The following is a 17550-nucleotide window of genomic DNA, read 5'->3' as shown; positions in this document are numbered from 1 at the left end:
CCCCGCGGAAAACCGCGCCCGGAAACCCCGCCGGGAGACCCCGCTGCCAGGCAAACCGCAGCGCTACAGGCGCGCCGCCGAGTACCAGGCCAGCGACTTCCCCGCCGCGTACATCGCCGCGGCGTCGGAGGCCACGAGTATCTCGCTGAAGTTCCGGGCGTACCCGCCGAGGTCCGCCGCGACGGACCCCACCACGGCCACCACGGGGATGGTCCGCCCCGATCTGCGAACCCTTTCCAGGATGGCCGAGATGATCTTGCCTTCCCCGGTCTGCGAATCGAGCCGCCCCTCACCCACCACGATGGCGTCCGCGGCAGCCAGGTGCCCGTCGAACTGCGCGGCATCCAGGACGGCGTCGGCCCCTGACACCAGCTCGGCGCCGAAGTGGGCCCACAATCCGCCGGACAGGCCGCCCGCCGCGCCGGTGCGCGGCACGCCAACGGGGTTGCGGGGATACGACTCCGCGAGTTGCCTGAGCCGCTGTTCCAGCAGTCCGATCTCGGCAGGGCCGGCGCCCTTCTGCGGCCCGAAAATCCGCGGCGCCTCCAGGAAAGTCGACGTGACATCGGAGAGCACAGTGAGCCGGGCACCCCGGAGGCCGCCGCCGTCATTGATCGCCTGGACGGCACCGGCACCCCCGTCGGTGGTGGCGGAGCCGCCCGCTGCCACCATGACGTGCGTGGCGCCGGCGTCCACCGCGGCGGAAACCATCATGCCCGTGCCGTAGGTGCTGGCCGACACCGCATCACGCGGTCCGCTGCTCGGCACCGTCAGGCCGCTGGCCTGCGCAAGCTCGACGACGGCGGTTCCGTCCGCTGCCAGCCCGATGGCCGCCGCGAGCGGCTCACCCCAGGGGTTCTGCGCGACGACGGAAACAGCCGACGCCTGCAGGCTGCTGCACAGCGCGTCGAACGTTCCCTCCCCGCCGTCGGCGACGGGCAGTTCCGTCGCCGTCCCGCCTGCGTCACGGATGCCGGCGGCGATGGCCGCGGCCACGTCCGCTGCCGCGTACGTCCCCTTGAAGCTGTCCGGGGCAACCAGGACGGTCATGTGCCGGTGAGGGTGTTGACGGCGTGCGGCGGGGTGCGTCCCTCGGCGATCGCGACGGCGTTCAGCGCGCTGAGGCGGGCCATCTCGCTGCGGACCGGGACGGTGGCACTGCCCACGTGCGGCAGCAGCACGGTGTTGGGCAGCTCGGCGAGTCCGGGTGCGAGCCGCGGCTCGTCCTCGAACACGTCCAACCCGGCACCGGCGATGACCCGGTCCCGGAGCGCCTCGACCAGGGCGGCTTCGTCCACCACCGGGCCGCGGGCGGTGTTGATCAGAATGGCATCGGGCTTCATCCGCTCGAGCACCGCCCGGTCCACCAGGTGCCTGGTCTGCTCATTGAGCGGGACGTGCAGGGACAAGAAGTCGCTGCGTTCCACCAGCTCATCCCAGGAAACCTGCCGCACCTTCCCCGCGAATTCGCCCAGCTCCTCGTCACTGACCGGCCGGTGCCCGGGAGGCCGCGGCGCGAAGAGGATTTCCATCCCGAAGCCCAGGGCGCGGCGGGCGGTGGCGCGGGCGATCCGTCCGAACCCGGCCAGGCCCAGCACCGCGCCCGAAACGTCCCGGCCCAGCAGCAGCTCGGGTTCCCAGCCGTGGAATTCTCCATCGCGGACCAGCCGGTCCGCTTCCACCACGCGGCGGGCGGTGCCGAGGATGAGCAGCATGGCGATGTCCGCCGTCGCATCCGTCAGCACCCCGGGGGTGTTGCCCACCAGGATGCCGTGGCGGGTGGCGGCGTCCACGTCGATGTTGTTGTAGCCGACCGCGAAGTTGGACACACCCTTCACCCGCGCGCTGCCCAACAACGGGGCGTCGACGACGTCGCGCAGCTGGGTGAGGACGACGTCGTACTCTCCCGAGGCGCACAGCGCCGCCAGCGTTTCATAGTCGGGAGGCGACGGCAGCACGGTGACCGTCCCGGCATCGGAAAGTAGCTGCAGCCCGGGGTCCGGGATGGCGGTGGTGACCAGGAAGCTGCTGCCCACGCCTACTCACCTCCCGTCGCGCAGGATGTCGCGGAAGCGGGACTGTCCGACGGGATCACCCAGCCGAACGCCGGGGCTTTGGACCGGGCACCCTGTGCCGCCTTGGAGCGGTTGGGTTCGCCCAGTTCGGCGAGCAGCTTCTCGGACAGGACAACGAGGTCCGCGAAAGTTCCCGGAGTCACCCAGCCGGGCCGGGTGGCGAACAGGATGTCTTCACTGGAGGTGTTGCCGCTGGCCCCCGGAGCGAAGGGGCAGCCGCCAAGTCCGCCAAGCGCGCCGTCCACCATGGCGGCTCCTGCCTGGATCGCGGCGAGGGTGTTGGCCACGCCCAGGCCCCAGGTGTCGTGCCCGTGGTAGACGATCCGGCGCGCCGGGGATTCCGCCCGGACCCGCTGGATGAGACCCGACACCTGGGCGGGGATGGCCTGGCCCAGCGTGTCGCAGAGGACGATGTCCGTGGTTCCCTCAGCACGGGGGTCGTTGGCGATCGCCAGGACCCGCTCCTCAGGCACGGTTCCCTCGAACGGGCAGGTGAAGGACGTGGCGATGCAGAGCTGGATCTGCCCGTTGACCGCCTGCGCGTACTCCACGGCCTGGGGCAGGGCAGCGAGGCTTTCGTCAGTGGTGCGGCCGATGTTCGCCTTGTTGTGCGAGTCCGACGCCGAGAGGCAGTACTGGAAGTTGCGGGCACCGGCGGCCGCGGCCTTGGCTACGTGGCCGGGGGTGGCCACCCAGATCCAGCATCGCTCCAGCTCTTCGGGCGTGAGGTTCTGGACCACCTCCAGCGTGTTGGCCATGGTGGGGACCAGGTCCGGACGAGCCATGGAGCCCAGCTCGATGGCCGGGACGCCGAGGCGGAGCAATTCCCGGACCGTCTCCAGCTTCCGTTCGGTGGACAGGACTTTCCCGGTGAGCTGCAGCCCGTCCCGCAGCGTGACATCGCGCAGGATGGCGCCGGACAGGGTCGAGGCGAGGGTGTTTCCGTGCTGGTTCATGCCTGGAGTGCCTCCTCGCGGCCCGATGCCGCGCTGATCTCTGCCGGGTCCATGCCGAGGAGCCCGGCGAGGATTTCTGCCGTGTTTTCGCCCAGGTCCGGGCCGAGGTTCCGGATGGGGAGCGATTCGCCGCCGATCACCGGAACAATGCCCGGGAATCCGACGCCGGGCAGGATCTCCTCGCCGGTGGAGACGTCGAATTTCTGGACCATGTTGCGGGCAGCGTACTGGCTGTCGGTGCTGATGTCCGCCGCTGTGTAGATGGGGCCCGCCGGGACGCCGGCAGCGTCCAGGGCTGTCAGGGCGTCGGCGGCATCCAGTTCCGCGGTCCAGGCACCGATGGCGTGGTCCAGTTCCTCGCGCCGGGACCACCGGCCGGCGTTGCTCTGCAGCGCAGGGTCCTCTGCCAGGTCGGGGCGGCCGATGGTCTGCATGTACCGCTGGTAGATGGAGTCCCCGTTGCCGGCGACCACGATGCTGGCGCCGTCCCTGCAGATGTAGGCATTTGAAGGCGCAATCCCCTCCATTCGGCCACCCACACGCTGCCGGTCAACTCCGTACGCCTGGTAGTCGGGGATCAGGGATTCCATCATGGAGAACATGGCCTCGTTGAGCGCCACGTCGATGATCCGCTCGGTGAGCGGCACAGCGCCGGCCGTGTCCCGCCGTCGTGCTTCCCTTTGGTACAGGCTCATCATGGACCCGAAGGCGGCATAGAGTCCGGCGATCGAGTCCCCGATCGAAACGCCCACCCGGACAGGTGCGCGGTCCGGGTCGCCGACTAGGTTCCGGAACCCCCCGTACGCTTCGGCGACGGCGGCGAAGCCCGGACGCTGGGACAGCGGGCCTGTCTGCCCGAAGGCTGAGATCCGCGTGATGATGAGGTCCGGGTTGGCCTGATTGAGGACCTCCGGCCCGAGGCCCCACTTCTCCAGCGTGCCCGGACGGAAGTTTTCCAGCAGGATGTCCGACTTGGCGGCGAGCTTCAGCACCGCCTGCTTTCCGGCCTCGGTCCGCAGGTCCAGCACCACGGACTTCTTGTTGCGGTTGATGGTCCGGTACAGCATGGAGGTGTCGCCCTTGTGCAGGCGCCAGTTGCGCAGCTCGTCACCGGTTCCCGGCCGCTCCACCTTGATGACCTCGGCGCCGAAGTCTGCAAGGAGCCTTCCAGCCGTCGGTGCGGCGATGTAGTTTCCGAGTTCCAGGACGCGGATGCCTTCCAGGGGCGCGATGCGTGGTGGTGTCATGGTGTCTTCTTCTTTCGTTGGCGTAGACCGGGAACGCACAGGGTCTCGGGTTCGATTAGAACAGCAGGCTCATGGGCAGGATCAGCAGGATGGCGACGACGGAGGCCACCGAAACCCCGACGGTCACCGATTTCAGTGCACCCCGCACGCTTTGGCCGAGGAGAGACTGCAGGAGCCAGAAGGTGTTGCTGGTGACGTGGACCATGAACAGTGATCCGGCGCCGGCCGACAGCGCCAGCAGCACGGGGTCCAGTCCGATGACGGGTGCGATCGGGGCCAGCAGGCCTGCGGCGGTGATGGCGGAGAGCGTGACGGAGCCGACGGCGATGTGCAGCACGGCGGCGATGGCCCAGACCACCAAGAGCGGGGCAACGGTGCTTGCGGAGAAGAAGCCGCCGAGGATGTGGCCGAGGCCTGCTGCTGCGACGGTTGCGGCGAGTGAGCCGCCCACGCCGGTCAGGATCAGGATCTGGCCGCTTTCCTTGAAGCCGACGGCGATGGCCTCCTCGACGCGCTTCTGCCCGATGGCGGAGCGGGTGACGAGGCAGGTGCCGATCAGGCCGATCAGCAGGGCGATGACCGGTTCGCCCAGGAGCTGCAGCCAGGGCAGGTCGATCTTCAGGATCTGCAGGATGGCTCCCGCGCCGATGAGGAGCAGCGAGGTCAGGAGGGGTGCAAACAGGACGATCAGCGGGAACTGCTTGGGTTCGCGTTCGGCGACGGCGACGCTACCGGTGACCTGGGCGGCGGTTCCGTTGGTTCCGGGCCCGCTGGCGGCGGTGCCGGCGGCAACGGGGCGGCCAGCACCGCCGTCGTACTCTTCCTCTTCACCCTCACGGTCCTCCTCGGCGACGAAGGTGTGGTCCTCATCCTTGGCTTCGTTCCAGAAGCCGCGGCGGAAGAGGAACGTCATGATGGCGATGGCGATGATGATGGTGGGGATGACCAGCAGCAGGCCGAAGAGCAGCATTTTGCCGAGCGGCACGTTCAGGAGGCCTGCCAGGGCAAGGGACGCGACGCCGGGAACCGTGAAGACGATGCCGCATTCAAGGGCGATGGCCATGGCGGTGGCCATGCGTGCCGTGCCGAGTTTGCCGATTTTGGGTGCCAGCTTGCGGGCGAGCGGGGCGGAGATGACGAGCAGGACGTCCAGGAAGATGGACTGAAGCACCGTTCCGATGGCCAGGCCCATGGTGTACGGCAGGCGCTTGGGCCCGAACGTGTTCAGCAGATGCTCCACGAGGCGCCGGATGGCCCCGCTCTGGTTGAGGATGGAGCCCATGAGGACGCCGAAGGCGATGAGCAGGCCGACGTCCACCATGATGTCGCCGAATCCGGCGGTGATGGTTTTGACGGTCTTTTCGACGCCGAGGCCGACGGCGAGGCCGAGGTACACAGAGCTGACCACCAGGGCGATAACCGGGTTGACTCTGAAACGGACAATCAGCAGCACGGCGGCGAGAACCGCGACGGCTGTGTTGATCAGGACAGCGATGTCTTGCATGTGGGGGAATCCGATCGTTGGGCCTTCCGCACTGAAGGCTTGGGAGCAGGGGCCGGTCGTGAGGAGCGACACATTCGCTGTTCCCATATTATGGGTTTCAGCTCACAATGCAAGATGTGTCGGGCAAGGAAAAAGCGCGAACGTACAGTTGTGGCCCCATTTCCCGGCGGAAAAGGGGCCGCAACTGTACGTTCGCGCTATGGGTACGGATTTAGCTCAGGAAGCCTTCGCGCCTTCCCCTGCCGTCCAGTTGGTGGCCGGCTGGGTTTCCACGTTGTTGAACGTGTAGAGGTGGATGCCCGCAAGAGCAGGTTCCATGGCGGCCAGTTCGGAAACCAGGGACCGGGATGAATAGCTGCCGGCGTTCAGGAGCCTGCGGGCGAGGGGCCCCTTGCGGCTCAGGAACTTCAGCGAGGGCCCTACCCCGATCTTGGCTGCCAGCGAAACGAGCTTGGCCCGCGGTACGGCCCCGGCCACGCCCGCCCAGACGGGAAGGTCAACACCTTCGCGGCGCAGCAGTTCGGCGTACCAGCCGATCCTGGGTGCCGAGAAGCACATCTGCGTCACCACGTTCGAGGCCAGATGCTGTTTCTCCAGCAGTGCGTCGAGCATCGTCAGCTCGTTGTGTTTCGGGTGGCCTTCCGGGTAGCCGGCGACGCCGATGGCCATGGCCCCGCCGGTCAGGTCGGCAATGTCCTCCATGAGCCGGCTGCTGGTGCCGTAGGGACCGGCGGCCTCCGGAGCGTCGCCCCCGATCGCGAAAACTTCAGTGATCCCCGCAGCCTCGCAGTCGCGGAGCATGCCCGCCAGCTGGACCCGGCTTTCGATGCTTCGTGCGGCGAGATGGGGAATCACCTTGTAGCCAAGCTGGGCAAGCTGAACCGAGGCCCGCACCGTGGCCCCAACCCCATGGTGCGGCAGGCACGTCACGGTCAGCGTTGATCCGGCCGGAACGTGGGCCTGGACTTTGGGAATGATGCTGTCCGTCGGGATGATCTCCAGGCGCAAGGGCATTTGGTTCGTCATGAGCAACTCCAGGTCTGGTTGGATGGGCTTGTCAGCGGAGGATGACCGTGCGGTTTCCCGACAGGATGATTCTTCCTTCGGCATGCCAGCGCACGGCATTCGTCAGGGCCTTGCATTCCGCATCCTTGCCCACGGACACCAGGTCCGCGGGGGTGTACGTGTGGTCGACCTCAATCACCTGCTGCGCAATGATCGGCCCCTCGTCAAGCTCTGAGTTCACGTAATGGGCCGTGGCGCCGACTGTCTTCACTCCGCGCTCATGCGCCTGGTGGTACGGTTTCGCGCCCTTGAAGCTGGGCAGGAACGAATGGTGGATGTTGATGGCCTTGCCGGTGAGCCGGGCGGTGGCGGAGTCGCTGAGGACCTGCATGTAACGGGCCAGAACCACCAGCTCAACCTCATACGCGTCCACCAGTTCCAGGAGCCCGGCCTCCGCTTCTGCCTTGGACTCCGGGGTTACGGGGACGTGGTGGAACGGGACCCCGTGCCAGGCCGCGAGCCCTTCGAGGTCCGGGTGGTTGGACACCACCGCCGCTATCTCGACCGGCAGTTCGCCGCTGCGGGCGCGGACCAGCAGGTCGTTGAGGCAGTGACCATACTTGGACACCATCACCAGGATCCGCTGCTTGCGGTCATGGCGCTCGAGGCGCCAGTCCATGGTCCATTGTCCGGCCAGCGGCGCGAAGCGGTCCCGGAGCTGTTCGACGGCGGCGGCGTCACCCGTCGAGGCGAAGTGGACCCTCATGAAGAAGTGCCCCGCGTTCCGGTCGCCGAACTGTTTGAGGTCAACGATGTAGCACTCCTGCTTGAGCAGGAAGTCCGCCACCGACTGGACGATTCCCAGGGAATCGGGGCAATGGAAGGTCAGCACAAACTCCCCGCCGGCTCCGGGCGCCTGATCCGCCAATGAGGGCTTTTCCTCTGTCCTGATCATCCCTTGACGCTTTCCTTCTCCTCGAGACGCCGGCCCGCATGGTCGCGGGCGGCGGTCTCCTCGGACTGCAGTTCATCCTGGAAGGCTGCATAGCGGGCCAGGTGCGCGGGCCGGCGGCGCAGAACCAGCCAGGCCGCACCGAGCAGGACGAACCAGACGGGTGTGACCAGCAGCGCGGTCAGGGTGTCGGGCTGGGTGGTCAGGGTCCACAGCACGAAGGCGAAGAAGGCGAAGACCACCCACACCATGGGGATGCCGCCGGGCATCTTGAACCTGGAGGCGGTGTGCAGGTGCGGGCGACGGCGTCGGAAGGCGATGTAGCTGGCGAGGATGATCGACCAGACGAAGACGAAGCAGACAGCCGAAACGGTGGTGACCATGTCGAACGCCTTGCCGATGTCCTGGCCCGCGTACATGAGCACCACTCCGGAGAGCAGCAGCACACAGGACAGGAACAGGGCGTTATTGGGTACCTTGCGGCGGGACAGGCTGCCGAAGACGGCCGGCGCGTCGCCTTCCTGCGCCAGGCCGTAGACCATGCGGGAGGTGGAGTAGATGCCGGAGTTGGCCGAGGACATGGCCGAGGTCAGCACCACGAGGTTAACCACCGTGGCGGCGGCCCCGAGTCCGGCCAGCGAGAACATCGCAATGAACGGGCTGTGGCCGGCGGCGAACTGGGTCCACGGCGTGACGGACATCAGGATGATGAGGGCGCCCACGTAGAAAAGCAGCACGCGCACCGGGATGGAGTTGATGGCTTTGGGAAGGTTCTTTTCCGGGTTCTTGGCCTCCGCAGCCGTGGTGCCCACCAGTTCAATGCCCACAAAGGCGAACACGGCGATCTGGAAACCGGCCACAAATCCCATGAACTCGTTGGGGAAGAAGCCGCCATGGCTCCACAGGTTCGTAAAGGTGGCGGGCCCGGCGTCGGACTGGAAACCGGTGAAGATCATGAACAGGCCCACGACGATCAGCGCGGCGATGGCGATGATCTTGATCAGCGCGAACCAGAATTCGGTTTCACCGAATGCCTTGACTGTGGTGAGGTTCAGCAGCAGCAGGATGGCAACGGTGGCCAGGCCCGGGATCCAGAGGGGCAGTCCCGGCCAGAGTTCCTTCGAGTAGCCGGCGATGGCGATGACGTCCGCGATTCCGGTAATCACCCAGCAGAACCAGTAGGTCCATCCCGTGAAGAACCCCGCCCACGGGCCCAGCAGGTCGGCGGCGAAATCGCTGAAGGACTTGTAGTTCAGGTTGCTCAGCAGCAGCTCGCCCATGGCCCGCATGACGAAAAACAGCATGAAGCCGATGATCATGTATACGAAGATCACGGACGGCCCGGCCGCGGAAATGGTCTTGCCGGAGCCCATGAACAGGCCCGTGCCAATGGCGCCGCCGATGGCGATGAGCTGGATGTGCCGGTTGCTCAGCTGCCGCTCCAGGCGGGGAGCCTCACCGGCCGTGGAGGCAGGAGGATGAATCGTCATTAGGAACTCCATCGTTCAAGTGGCCCTGAATGGCCACACTGATTCGGTTCCTCCCCGCTCTGTATGGGACCTGAGAGATTCCGCGGACATGGTCTTCCGCTTGCACCGTCGGTGAGACAGGACGCGCCTGCCTACTTTCCAGAGTTGCCTCGCCGCGGCGGTACGTGGGCCTGAGAGTTTCCTGGGGAGGGTTTGCTCCTACGGCGCCTGCTGAACGTACCGGCAGGGCTCTCCCGCCGCAGATCGTAAGCATTTTCAATTATGTCGAGAAAAAATGTATGCATACCGGCAGCGGCCGCCTTGCCGGCACGTGCCGGTCAGCGCAGCCCGCCGGCCACCGGTTCAGTGTGGTCTCGGTCACGAAGAATTGTCAAACGGCGGTTGGCCCGGCCGCCTTGCCGGGCCGCAGAGGGAAACGTGGGGACACCCACGGATGGCTCCGATTTGGTCTGGGCCGGATTGTCCGGTATCTTATGATCCGAATCACCCACATCTTCATAGCCTTTCGAACCGTGGCGGGAGAGTCCTCCCAGTCATTCACCGGGCAGGCGCCGTAGGAGCAAATCCTCCCCAGGAATCTCTCAGGCCCCCGTACCGCCGCGGCTAGGCAACTCTGGAAAGCAGCCAAACCTTGTTTGGCTCACCGACGGTGCAAGCGGAGAACCACGTCCGCGGAATCTCTCAGGTCCAATACAGAGCGGGGAGGAACCCAAACCATGCCGTGCCACACGTGGCAGGCCAAACCTGGAGTTCCTCATGACGATTCAATCGCTTCCATCAACCTTTGCCGACCGGCATATCGGCGCCCGCCGCCAGGCCGATATCGACACCATGCTCAAGAACATCGGCTATGACTCGGTCGATGGCCTCGTTGATACCGCCGTCCCGGCGTCCATCCGCCAAGAGAACCCCCTGCTGCTCACCGCTGCGCTGAGCGAAGTTGAGGTCTTGGCCGAGCTTCGCCGCCTGGCCGCCAAAAACAAGACCGCCGTCCAGATGATCGGCCAGGGCTACTACGACACCGTGACGCCCCCGGTGATCCGCCGCAACGTCCTCGAAGCCCCCGCCTGGTACACCGCATACACCCCGTACCAGCCGGAGATCTCGCAGGGCCGGCTGGAAGCGCTGCTGAACTTCCAGACCATGGTGCAGGACCTGACTGCGCTGCCGGTCGCCAACGCTTCCCTGCTGGATGAGGCCACCGCCGTGGCGGAGGCCGTGCTGCTGATGCGCCGGGCCAACAAGAAGAACGACGGCAAGACCGTTCTGGATGCCGACTGCCTTCCCCAGACCATCGCCATCGTGCAGGGCCGGGCCGAAGCACTCGGCTTCGAGATTGAAATTGCGGACCTGTCCCAGGGACTTCCCGACGGCGACATCAACGGCGTCGTCCTCCAGCAGCCCGGCGTTTCGGGCCGCGTGTGGGACCAGTCCGGCGTTATCGCCGCCGCCAAGGAGCGCGGCGCGCTGGTCACGGTGGCCGCTGACCTGCTTGCCCTGACACTCATCACGCCTCCGGGCGAGCAGGGTGCGGACATCGCCGTCGGAACCGCCCAGCGCTTCGGGGTGCCGCTGTTCTTCGGCGGCCCCCACGCTGCCTACATGGCGGTGCGCACCGGCATGGAGCGCACGCTTCCGGGCCGCATCGTTGGCGTCTCCAAGGACAACGCCGGCGCCTCCGCCTACCGCCTGGCGCTGCAGACCCGCGAGCAGCACATCCGCCGCGAGAAGGCCACGTCCAACATCTGCACGGCGCAGGCGCTGCTGGCCATCGTGTCGTCCTTCTACGCCGTCTACCACGGCCCCGACGGCCTGAAGGCAATCGCCGAGACCGTTCACAACAACGCCCGCGTCCTCGCCACCGCGCTCAGGGCGGCAGGCCGCGAACTCGTCAGCGATTCCTTCTTCGATACCCTCACCGTCCGCGTGCCGGGCAAAGCCACCAAGGTCATCACGGCGGCAGAGGCCCGCGGCATCAACCTGCGCCTCATCGACGCGGACACCGTGGGCGTCTCCATTGATGAAACGACGACGGCGGCAACACTTTCCGCTGTAGCCGTCGCCTTCGGCGCCGGACCGGTAGGGGACGCAGCGGGCTTTGAACTTCCCGAGGCAGTGCTGCGCACCTCCGACTACCTGCAGCACCCGGTGTTCAACACGCACCGCTCGGAAACCCAGCTGCTGCGCTACATCCGCAAGCTCTCCGACCGCGACCTGGCGCTGGACCGCACCATGATCCCGCTGGGCTCCTGCACCATGAAGCTCAACGCCACCACCGAGATGGAAGCCATCTCCTGGCCGGAGTTCGCCTCGATCCACCCGTTCGCCCCGGATTCCCAGACCGCAGGCTGGCGGGAACTGATTGATGGCCTGGAGGCGGACCTCGCCGAGATCACCGGCTACGACCAGGTCTCCATCCAGCCGAACGCCGGCTCGCAGGGCGAGCTCGCCGGGCTGCTGGCCATCCGCGGCTACCACCTGTCCCGCGGCGACGACCAGCGCAACGTCTGCCTGATCCCTGCCTCGGCACACGGCACCAACGCCGCCTCGGCTGTGCTGGCCGGCATGAAAGTCGTCGTGGTGGCCACCGCCGCCGACGGCACGATCGACCACGCCGACCTGTACGCCAAGATCGAGCAGCACCGGGATGTTCTCTCCTGCATCATGATCACCTACCCGTCCACGCATGGCGTGTACGACGCCGACGTCCGCGAGGTCTGCGACGCCATCCATGCGGCCGGCGGCCAGGTCTACGTGGACGGGGCCAACCTGAACGCGCTCGTCGGGCTCGCGCAGCCGGGCAAGTTCGGCGGCGACGTCTCGCACCTGAACCTGCACAAAACCTTCTGCATCCCGCACGGCGGCGGCGGACCCGGCGTCGGCCCGGTCGCGGCCAAGGCGCACCTGGCACCGTTCATGCCGGGCGATGCGAACAAGGCCGCCCATGAAGCGGGACACGGCGTCGCCATTTCAGCGTCGCGGTTCGGTTCGGCGGGTGTGCTGCCCATTTCCTGGGCCTACGTGAAGCTGATGGGCGGGGCCGGCCTGACCGAGGCCACCAAGTCTGCGCTGCTCGCGGCGAACTATGTCGCGTCCCGGCTGAACGAGTTCTTCCCGGTCCTCTACACAGGAGAGAGCGGGCTGGTGGCGCACGAGTGCATCCTGGACCTCCGCGAGCTCACGGCCCGGACCGGCGTCACCGCCGAGGACGTGGCCAAGCGCCTGATGGACTTTGGCTTCCATGCGCCCACCCTGGCGTTCCCGGTGGCGGGCACGCTGATGGTGGAACCCACCGAGTCGGAGGACCTGGCCGAGATCGACCGGTTCATCGACGCGATGATCACCATCCACGCCGAAATCGAGCAGGTTGCCAGCGGCGACTTCACCGTGGAGAACTCCCCGCTGCGCAACGCGCCCCACACGGCAGCCGCCGTCGTCAGTTCCTCCTGGGACCGTTCCTACCCGCGTGAGCAGGCCGCGTTCCCTGTGCCCTCGCTCAGGCAGGACAAGTACTTCCCGCCGGTGGGCCGCATCGACGGCGCGGCCGGCGACCGCAACCTGGTCTGCTCCTGCCCGCCTCTCGAAGACTTCGAAAACTAAGGACTGACAATGACCGAGAATTACACGGCGCTCTACGACCAGCACAAGAAGGCCGGCGCATCCTTCACCGACTTCGGCGGCTGGCAGATGCCCCTCAAGTACACCTCCGAGCTCGCCGAGCACCACGCCGTGCGCAACGCGGCCGGCCTGTTCGACCTCTCCCACATGGGCGAAGTCTGGGTCACCGGCCCGGACGCCGGCGCCTTCCTGGACTACGCCCTGGCCGGCAAGCTGTCCGCGATCGCCGTTGGCAAGGCCAAGTACTCGCTGATTTGCGACGCCGACGGCGGCATCATCGACGACCTGATCTCCTACCGCCGCGATGATCACAAGTACCTGGTGGTCCCCAACGCCGGCAACGCCACGGTGGTAGCCGCGGCTCTGGCCGAACGTGCCGCCAACTTCGACGTCGTAGTGGAGGACGCCTCCGCCGAGACCTCGCTCATCGCCGTCCAGGGTCCCGCCGCGGAGGCGATCCTGCTGGCCCTGGTCCCCGCCGAGCAGCACACGCTGGTCACGGAACTGAAGTACTACGCCGCCGTCGAGGTAGGGCTCACCGTCAACGGCACTGTACAGACCCTGCTGCTGGCCCGCACCGGCTACACCGGCGAGGACGGCTTCGAGATCTACGTCCCGAACGCGGATGCCGCCGGACTGTGGGAGGCGCTGCTGGATGCGGGTGCCGCCCATGGGCTCATTCCGGCAGGTTTGGCCTGCCGCGACTCGCTGCGCCTGGAAGCCGGGATGCCGCTCTACGGCAACGAGCTCTCGCGCCACGTCAATGCCTACGCCGCGGGACTGGGCCCGGTGGTGTCACTGGCCAAGGAAAGCGACTTCGTGGGCAAGGAGGCGCTGGCCGCAATCAAGGCAGCCGGCGTCGGTTCCACCATCGGCCAAAAGCTCGTGGGCCTCAAAGGCCTGGGCCGCCGCGCCGCCCGCGGCCACTATCCGGTGCTCAAGGACGGCATGCTGATCGGCGAGGTCACCTCCGGCCAACCCTCCCCCACCCTCGGCTACCCGGTGGCGATGGCGTACGTCGACGTCGAGCATTCCGAGGTAGGCACGGTCCTGGACGTCGACCTGCGCGGCAAGGCAGAGCGGTTCGAAGTGGTGGCACTGCCGTTCTACAAGCGCGCGCACTAGGCCCGGCAGCACCAACAGACTTTCAAACGTAAAGGAAAATCACATGAGCAAAGTTGTTTCTGAACTGAAGTACTCCGCCGAGCACGAGTGGGTTGCTGCTGACGGGGGCGGGCCGGTGGGGATCGGGATCTCTGCCGTCGCGGCCGACGCCCTGGGCGACATCGTCTACGTGGACCTCCCCGAGGTCGGTTCCACCGTCACGGCAGGCGAAACCTGCGGCGAGGTGGAGTCCACCAAGTCCGTCTCCGACCTGTACGCGCCGGTCACGGGTGAAGTGACCGAGATCAACGACGGTGTCGTCGCCGACCCGGCCCTGATCAACAGCGACCCCTACGGCGCCGGTTGGCTGTTCAAGGTGGCCGTCACCGAGGAGGGCCCCCTGATGTCGGCTGAGGAATACGCCACAGCAAACGGCGGCGAACTGTAACTTCCCCCAGCAAGTCCACCTCCCCAGCCCGAACCGACCACAACTATCCAGTTAGGAACCGACCATGGCTGTTGGCGTCTTCGACCTGTTTTCCATTGGGATTGGCCCTTCGTCCTCGCACACCGTTGGACCCATGCGGGCCGCGGCGGTGTTTGCCGAGGAGCTGAAGGCGTCCGGCAAGCTGGCGGACGTGGCGTCGCTGCGCGTGGACCTGTACGGGTCGCTCGCGGCGACGGGGCACGGCCATGGAACCATGACGGCGATCCTGCTGGGGCTGGAGGGCTTCCATCCGGAGCTGATCCTGCCCGATGAGGTCGAGGAACGGCTGGCGTCGATCGCCGAGACCGGGACCCTGCAGCTGGCCGGGTCCGTCGCCCTGCCCTACGGCGTGGCGGACATGGTCCTGCGGCCGCTGACCGTGCTGCCGCGGCACACCAACGGCATGACCTTCACGGTCTCGGACGCCGCCGGGAACGTGCTCCACGCGGCGACGTTCTTCTCCGTGGGCGGCGGGTTCATTGTCCGCGAGGGCGAGGAGGACGCGGCCCAGCAGGAGCTCGATGAGTCCAAGAAGGAGCTGCCGCTGCCGTTCCGGACCGCCGCCGAACTGCTGGAGCACTGCGGCGCCCAGGGCCTGTCCATCGGCGAGGTCATGCTGGTCAACGAGCGCGCCTCCCGGTCCGAGGAGGACATCCGGGACGGCCTGCTGCACATCTACTCGGTGATGGAGGGCTGCGTGGCGACCAGCCTCAAGCGTGAGGGGCTGCTGCCCGGCGGGCTGAAGGTCCGCCGTCGTGCCCCGGACTGGCACGAGCGGCTCCTGAAGGAAAGCCGGGACCACGATCCCGGCTACCGGGACCCGAAGTACTGGCAGGAGTGGGTGAACCTGATCGCCCTGGCGGTCAACGAGGAGAACGCCTCGGGCGGGCGGGTGGTGACTGCCCCGACGAACGGCGCCGCGGGCATCATCCCGGCGGTGCTCTACTACGCGCTGCATTTCGCGCCGGGCATGGATCAGGCGACCCGGGAGGACCGCGACGACGTGGTGGTGAAGTTCCTGCTCGCCGCCGGCGCAGTGGGGGTGCTGTACAAGGAGCAGGCGTCCATTTCCGGGGCGGAGGTGGGCTGCCAGGGCGAGGTGGGATCGGCGTCGTCGATGGCGGCCGCCGGCCTGGCAGAGGTCATGGGCGGCACACCCGCGCAGGTGGAAAACGCCGCGGAGATCGCGATGGAACACAACCTGGGCCTGACCTGCGACCCGATCGGCGGGCTGGTCCAGGTGCCCTGCATCGAACGCAACGCCATCGCCGCAGCCAAGGCGATCAACGCGGCGAAGATGGCGTTGTGGGGCGATGGCTCGCACCGGGTCTCGCTGGATGAGGTCATCGTGACCATGCGCGAGACCGGCAAGGACATGAGCTCCAAATACAAGGAAACCGCGATGGGCGGCCTGGCGGTCAACGTCGTGGCCTGCTGACTTAGCACTCCTACTGATTTAGCAACAGGGAAAGAGAACAATGACACTGGCACCAGAAGGCCGGAAAATGCTGCGGATCGAGCAGCGCAATGCGGCCACCCCGGTGGAACGCAAACCGGACTGGATCAAGGCCAAGGTCCAGATGGGCCCGGAGTTCGTCGGCCTGAAGAACCTGGTGAAGAAGGAAGGCCTGCACACCGTCTGCGAAGAGGCCGGCTGCCCCAACATCTTCGAATGCTGGGAAGACAAGGAAGCCACCTTCCTGATCGGCGGCTCCGAATGCACCCGCCGCTGCGACTTCTGCCAGATCGACACCGGCAAACCCTCCCCCGTGGACCGGTTCGAACCCACCAAGGTCGCCCGGTCCGTGCAGTCGATGCAGCTGCGCTACGCCACCGTCACCGGCGTCGCCCGCGACGACCTCGAAGACGAAGGCGTCTGGCTCTACGCCGAAACGGTCCGCAAGATCCACGAACTAAACCCCGGCACCGGCGTCGAACTCCTCATCCCGGACTTCTCCGGCAAACCCGAACACATCGCCGCGATCTGCGACTCCAAACCCGAGGTCTTCGCCCACAACGTCGAAACCGTGCCACGGATCTTCAAACGCATCCGGCCCGCGTTCCGCTACGAACGCTCCCTGGACGTCATCACCCAGGGCCGGAACCTGGGCATGGTCACCAAGTCCAACCTCATCCTGGGCATGGGCGAAACCCGCGACGAGATCTCCGAAGCCCTGAAGGACCTGCACCAGGCCGGCTGCGACCTGATCACCATCACCCAGTACCTGCGCCCCTCCGAACGCCACCTCCCGGTGGACCGCTGGGTCAAGCCGCAGGAATTCGTCGACCTCGCCACCGAGGCCGAAGAGATCGGCTTCCTCGGCGTCATGTCCGGCCCCCTGGTCCGTTCCTCCTACCGGGCCGGCCGGCTCTGGGCCACCGCGATGCGCAAAAAGGGCTGGGAAATCCCCGCCGAACTCGCCCACATCGAATCCTCCGGATCCACCCGCCAGGAAGCCAGCTCCCTGCTCGCAGCACACCAGTAACACACCCAACCGGCCTGGTCACGGGTATAGCGTTATTGCATGACCGAAACGTACCGGTACGACGTGGACGTGCTGCATCTGCTCGTTTCGCCGGCGCACGCCTACTTCGGCCGCGCGCGGGACGGCGCCGCCGACGTGCCCACAGCGGATGCCGACCGGGTGGAGATCGTGGCCGGCAAAGGCATCGTCGGGGACCGGTTCTTCGGCAAGGCTGCGCACATGGACGCGGCGGTCACCCTGTTCGCCGTCGAGGCCCTCGAAGCCATGGCTGCTGAACTCGGCGCCGGTCCCTTCGACCCGCTGCTGACCCGGCGCAACGTGATCGTCAGGGGCGCGCACCTGGCGCCGCTCCTCGGCCAGGAGTTCACGCTGGAATCCCGAGGGGACGCAGTGCGGTTCAAAGGCGGACGGCCCGCCCACCCGTGCGCATGGATGGACCGGATGCTCGCGTCCGGAGCGCACGCCGCCATGCGGGGGCGCGGGGGCATGCGCTGCCGGGTGCTTTCCGACGGCGTGCTGCACCGCGGGCCTGCCGTGCTGGTCAGCCCGGTGCCGCTTGAGCCCGGACAGGCCGGCGTTCCGAGTGTGCTGCGGCCGGGCCGGCTGCCGTAAGGTCAGCCTGCCGC

14 protein-coding genes and 2 riboswitches are annotated in these 17550 nt (G+C 67.0%); of the genes, 6 read left to right on the top strand and 8 right to left on the bottom strand.

The features are described from left to right. Positions 1-63: 63 nt before the first annotated feature. From ABRP34_RS15665 to cycA, 8 genes are all read right to left on the bottom strand, one after another. Positions 64-1050, bottom strand: a complete 987-nt coding sequence (locus tag ABRP34_RS15665) for a glycerate kinase (protein ID WP_353710906.1) — start codon at positions 1048-1050, stop codon at positions 64-66. Beyond that, complete coding sequence (locus ABRP34_RS15660; RefSeq protein ID WP_353710905.1) at positions 1047-2036, bottom strand: D-glycerate dehydrogenase; 990 nt, start codon at positions 2034-2036, stop codon at positions 1047-1049. The genes ABRP34_RS15665 and ABRP34_RS15660 overlap by 4 nt, the downstream gene beginning before the upstream one ends. Positions 2037-2038: 2 nt before the next feature. Next, a complete protein-coding gene (locus ABRP34_RS15655; RefSeq protein WP_353710904.1) occupies positions 2039-3031 on the bottom strand; it encodes a hydroxymethylglutaryl-CoA lyase in 993 nt (330 codons plus the stop codon). Further along, positions 3028-4278, bottom strand: coding sequence for a CaiB/BaiF CoA-transferase family protein (locus ABRP34_RS15650; RefSeq protein ID WP_353710903.1), 1251 nt, complete (start codon positions 4276-4278; stop codon positions 3028-3030). Before ABRP34_RS15650 ends, ABRP34_RS15655 begins: the two co-directional genes overlap by 4 nt. A 55-nt stretch (positions 4279-4333) precedes the next feature. Then, complete coding sequence (locus ABRP34_RS15645; RefSeq protein WP_353710902.1) at positions 4334-5782, bottom strand: SLC13 family permease; 1449 nt, start codon at positions 5780-5782, stop codon at positions 4334-4336. A gap of 216 nt (positions 5783-5998) precedes the next feature. Continuing rightward, a complete protein-coding gene (locus ABRP34_RS15640) occupies positions 5999-6808 on the bottom strand; it encodes a methylenetetrahydrofolate reductase (protein ID WP_353710901.1) in 810 nt (269 codons plus the stop codon). Between the two features lie 31 nt (positions 6809-6839). Continuing rightward, positions 6840-7742 carry a formyltetrahydrofolate deformylase gene (gene purU, locus ABRP34_RS15635; RefSeq protein ID WP_353710900.1) on the bottom strand — a complete coding sequence of 301 codons (903 nt, stop codon included), beginning with the start codon at positions 7740-7742 and terminating at the stop codon, positions 6840-6842. Continuing rightward, positions 7739-9229: a D-serine/D-alanine/glycine transporter gene (cycA, locus tag ABRP34_RS15630; RefSeq protein ID WP_353710899.1), complete on the bottom strand. Its 1491-nt coding sequence runs from the start codon at positions 9227-9229 to the stop codon at positions 7739-7741. Before cycA ends, purU begins: the two co-directional genes overlap by 4 nt. Before the next feature lie 148 nt (positions 9230-9377). Further along, a riboswitch (glycine riboswitch) is annotated at positions 9378-9475 on the bottom strand. Positions 9476-9735: 260 nt separating this feature from the next. After that, positions 9736-9836, top strand: a riboswitch (glycine riboswitch). 149 nt (positions 9837-9985) lie between these two features. Here cycA and gcvP point away from each other — a divergent pair. The 6 genes from gcvP to ABRP34_RS15600 all read left to right on the top strand — a co-directional run bounded on the left by gcvP (position 9986) and on the right by ABRP34_RS15600 (position 17536). Further along, complete coding sequence (gcvP, locus tag ABRP34_RS15625) at positions 9986-12829, top strand: aminomethyl-transferring glycine dehydrogenase (protein ID WP_353710898.1); 2844 nt, start codon at positions 9986-9988, stop codon at positions 12827-12829. Between the two features lie 9 nt (positions 12830-12838). Beyond that, positions 12839-13972 (top strand): glycine cleavage system aminomethyltransferase GcvT, encoded by a 1134-nt coding sequence (gene gcvT / locus ABRP34_RS15620; protein WP_353710897.1) that lies wholly within the window; start codon positions 12839-12841, stop codon positions 13970-13972. 43 nt (positions 13973-14015) lie between these two features. Continuing rightward, on the top strand, positions 14016-14399 hold the full coding sequence (gene gcvH, locus ABRP34_RS15615; RefSeq protein WP_003804323.1) for a glycine cleavage system protein GcvH: 384 nt from the start codon (positions 14016-14018) through the stop codon (positions 14397-14399). A gap of 64 nt (positions 14400-14463) precedes the next feature. Further along, positions 14464-15876 (top strand): L-serine ammonia-lyase, encoded by a 1413-nt coding sequence (locus ABRP34_RS15610; RefSeq protein ID WP_353710896.1) that lies wholly within the window; start codon positions 14464-14466, stop codon positions 15874-15876. Between the two features lie 40 nt (positions 15877-15916). Then, positions 15917-16924, top strand: coding sequence for a lipoyl synthase (lipA, locus tag ABRP34_RS15605; RefSeq protein ID WP_353710895.1), 1008 nt, complete (start codon positions 15917-15919; stop codon positions 16922-16924). Positions 16925-16963: 39 nt separating this feature from the next. After that, positions 16964-17536 carry an MOSC domain-containing protein gene (locus ABRP34_RS15600; RefSeq protein WP_353710894.1) on the top strand — a complete coding sequence of 191 codons (573 nt, stop codon included), beginning with the start codon at positions 16964-16966 and terminating at the stop codon, positions 17534-17536. Positions 17537-17550 lie beyond the last annotated feature (14 nt).

Origin of the sequence: Arthrobacter sp. K5, assembly GCF_040448525.1 — a bacterium.
Taxonomy (GTDB): domain Bacteria; phylum Actinomycetota; class Actinomycetes; order Actinomycetales; family Micrococcaceae; genus Arthrobacter; species Arthrobacter globiformis.
Note: the sequence above shows the minus strand (reverse complement) of the source record. Positions and strands in the feature narration are given on the sequence as shown.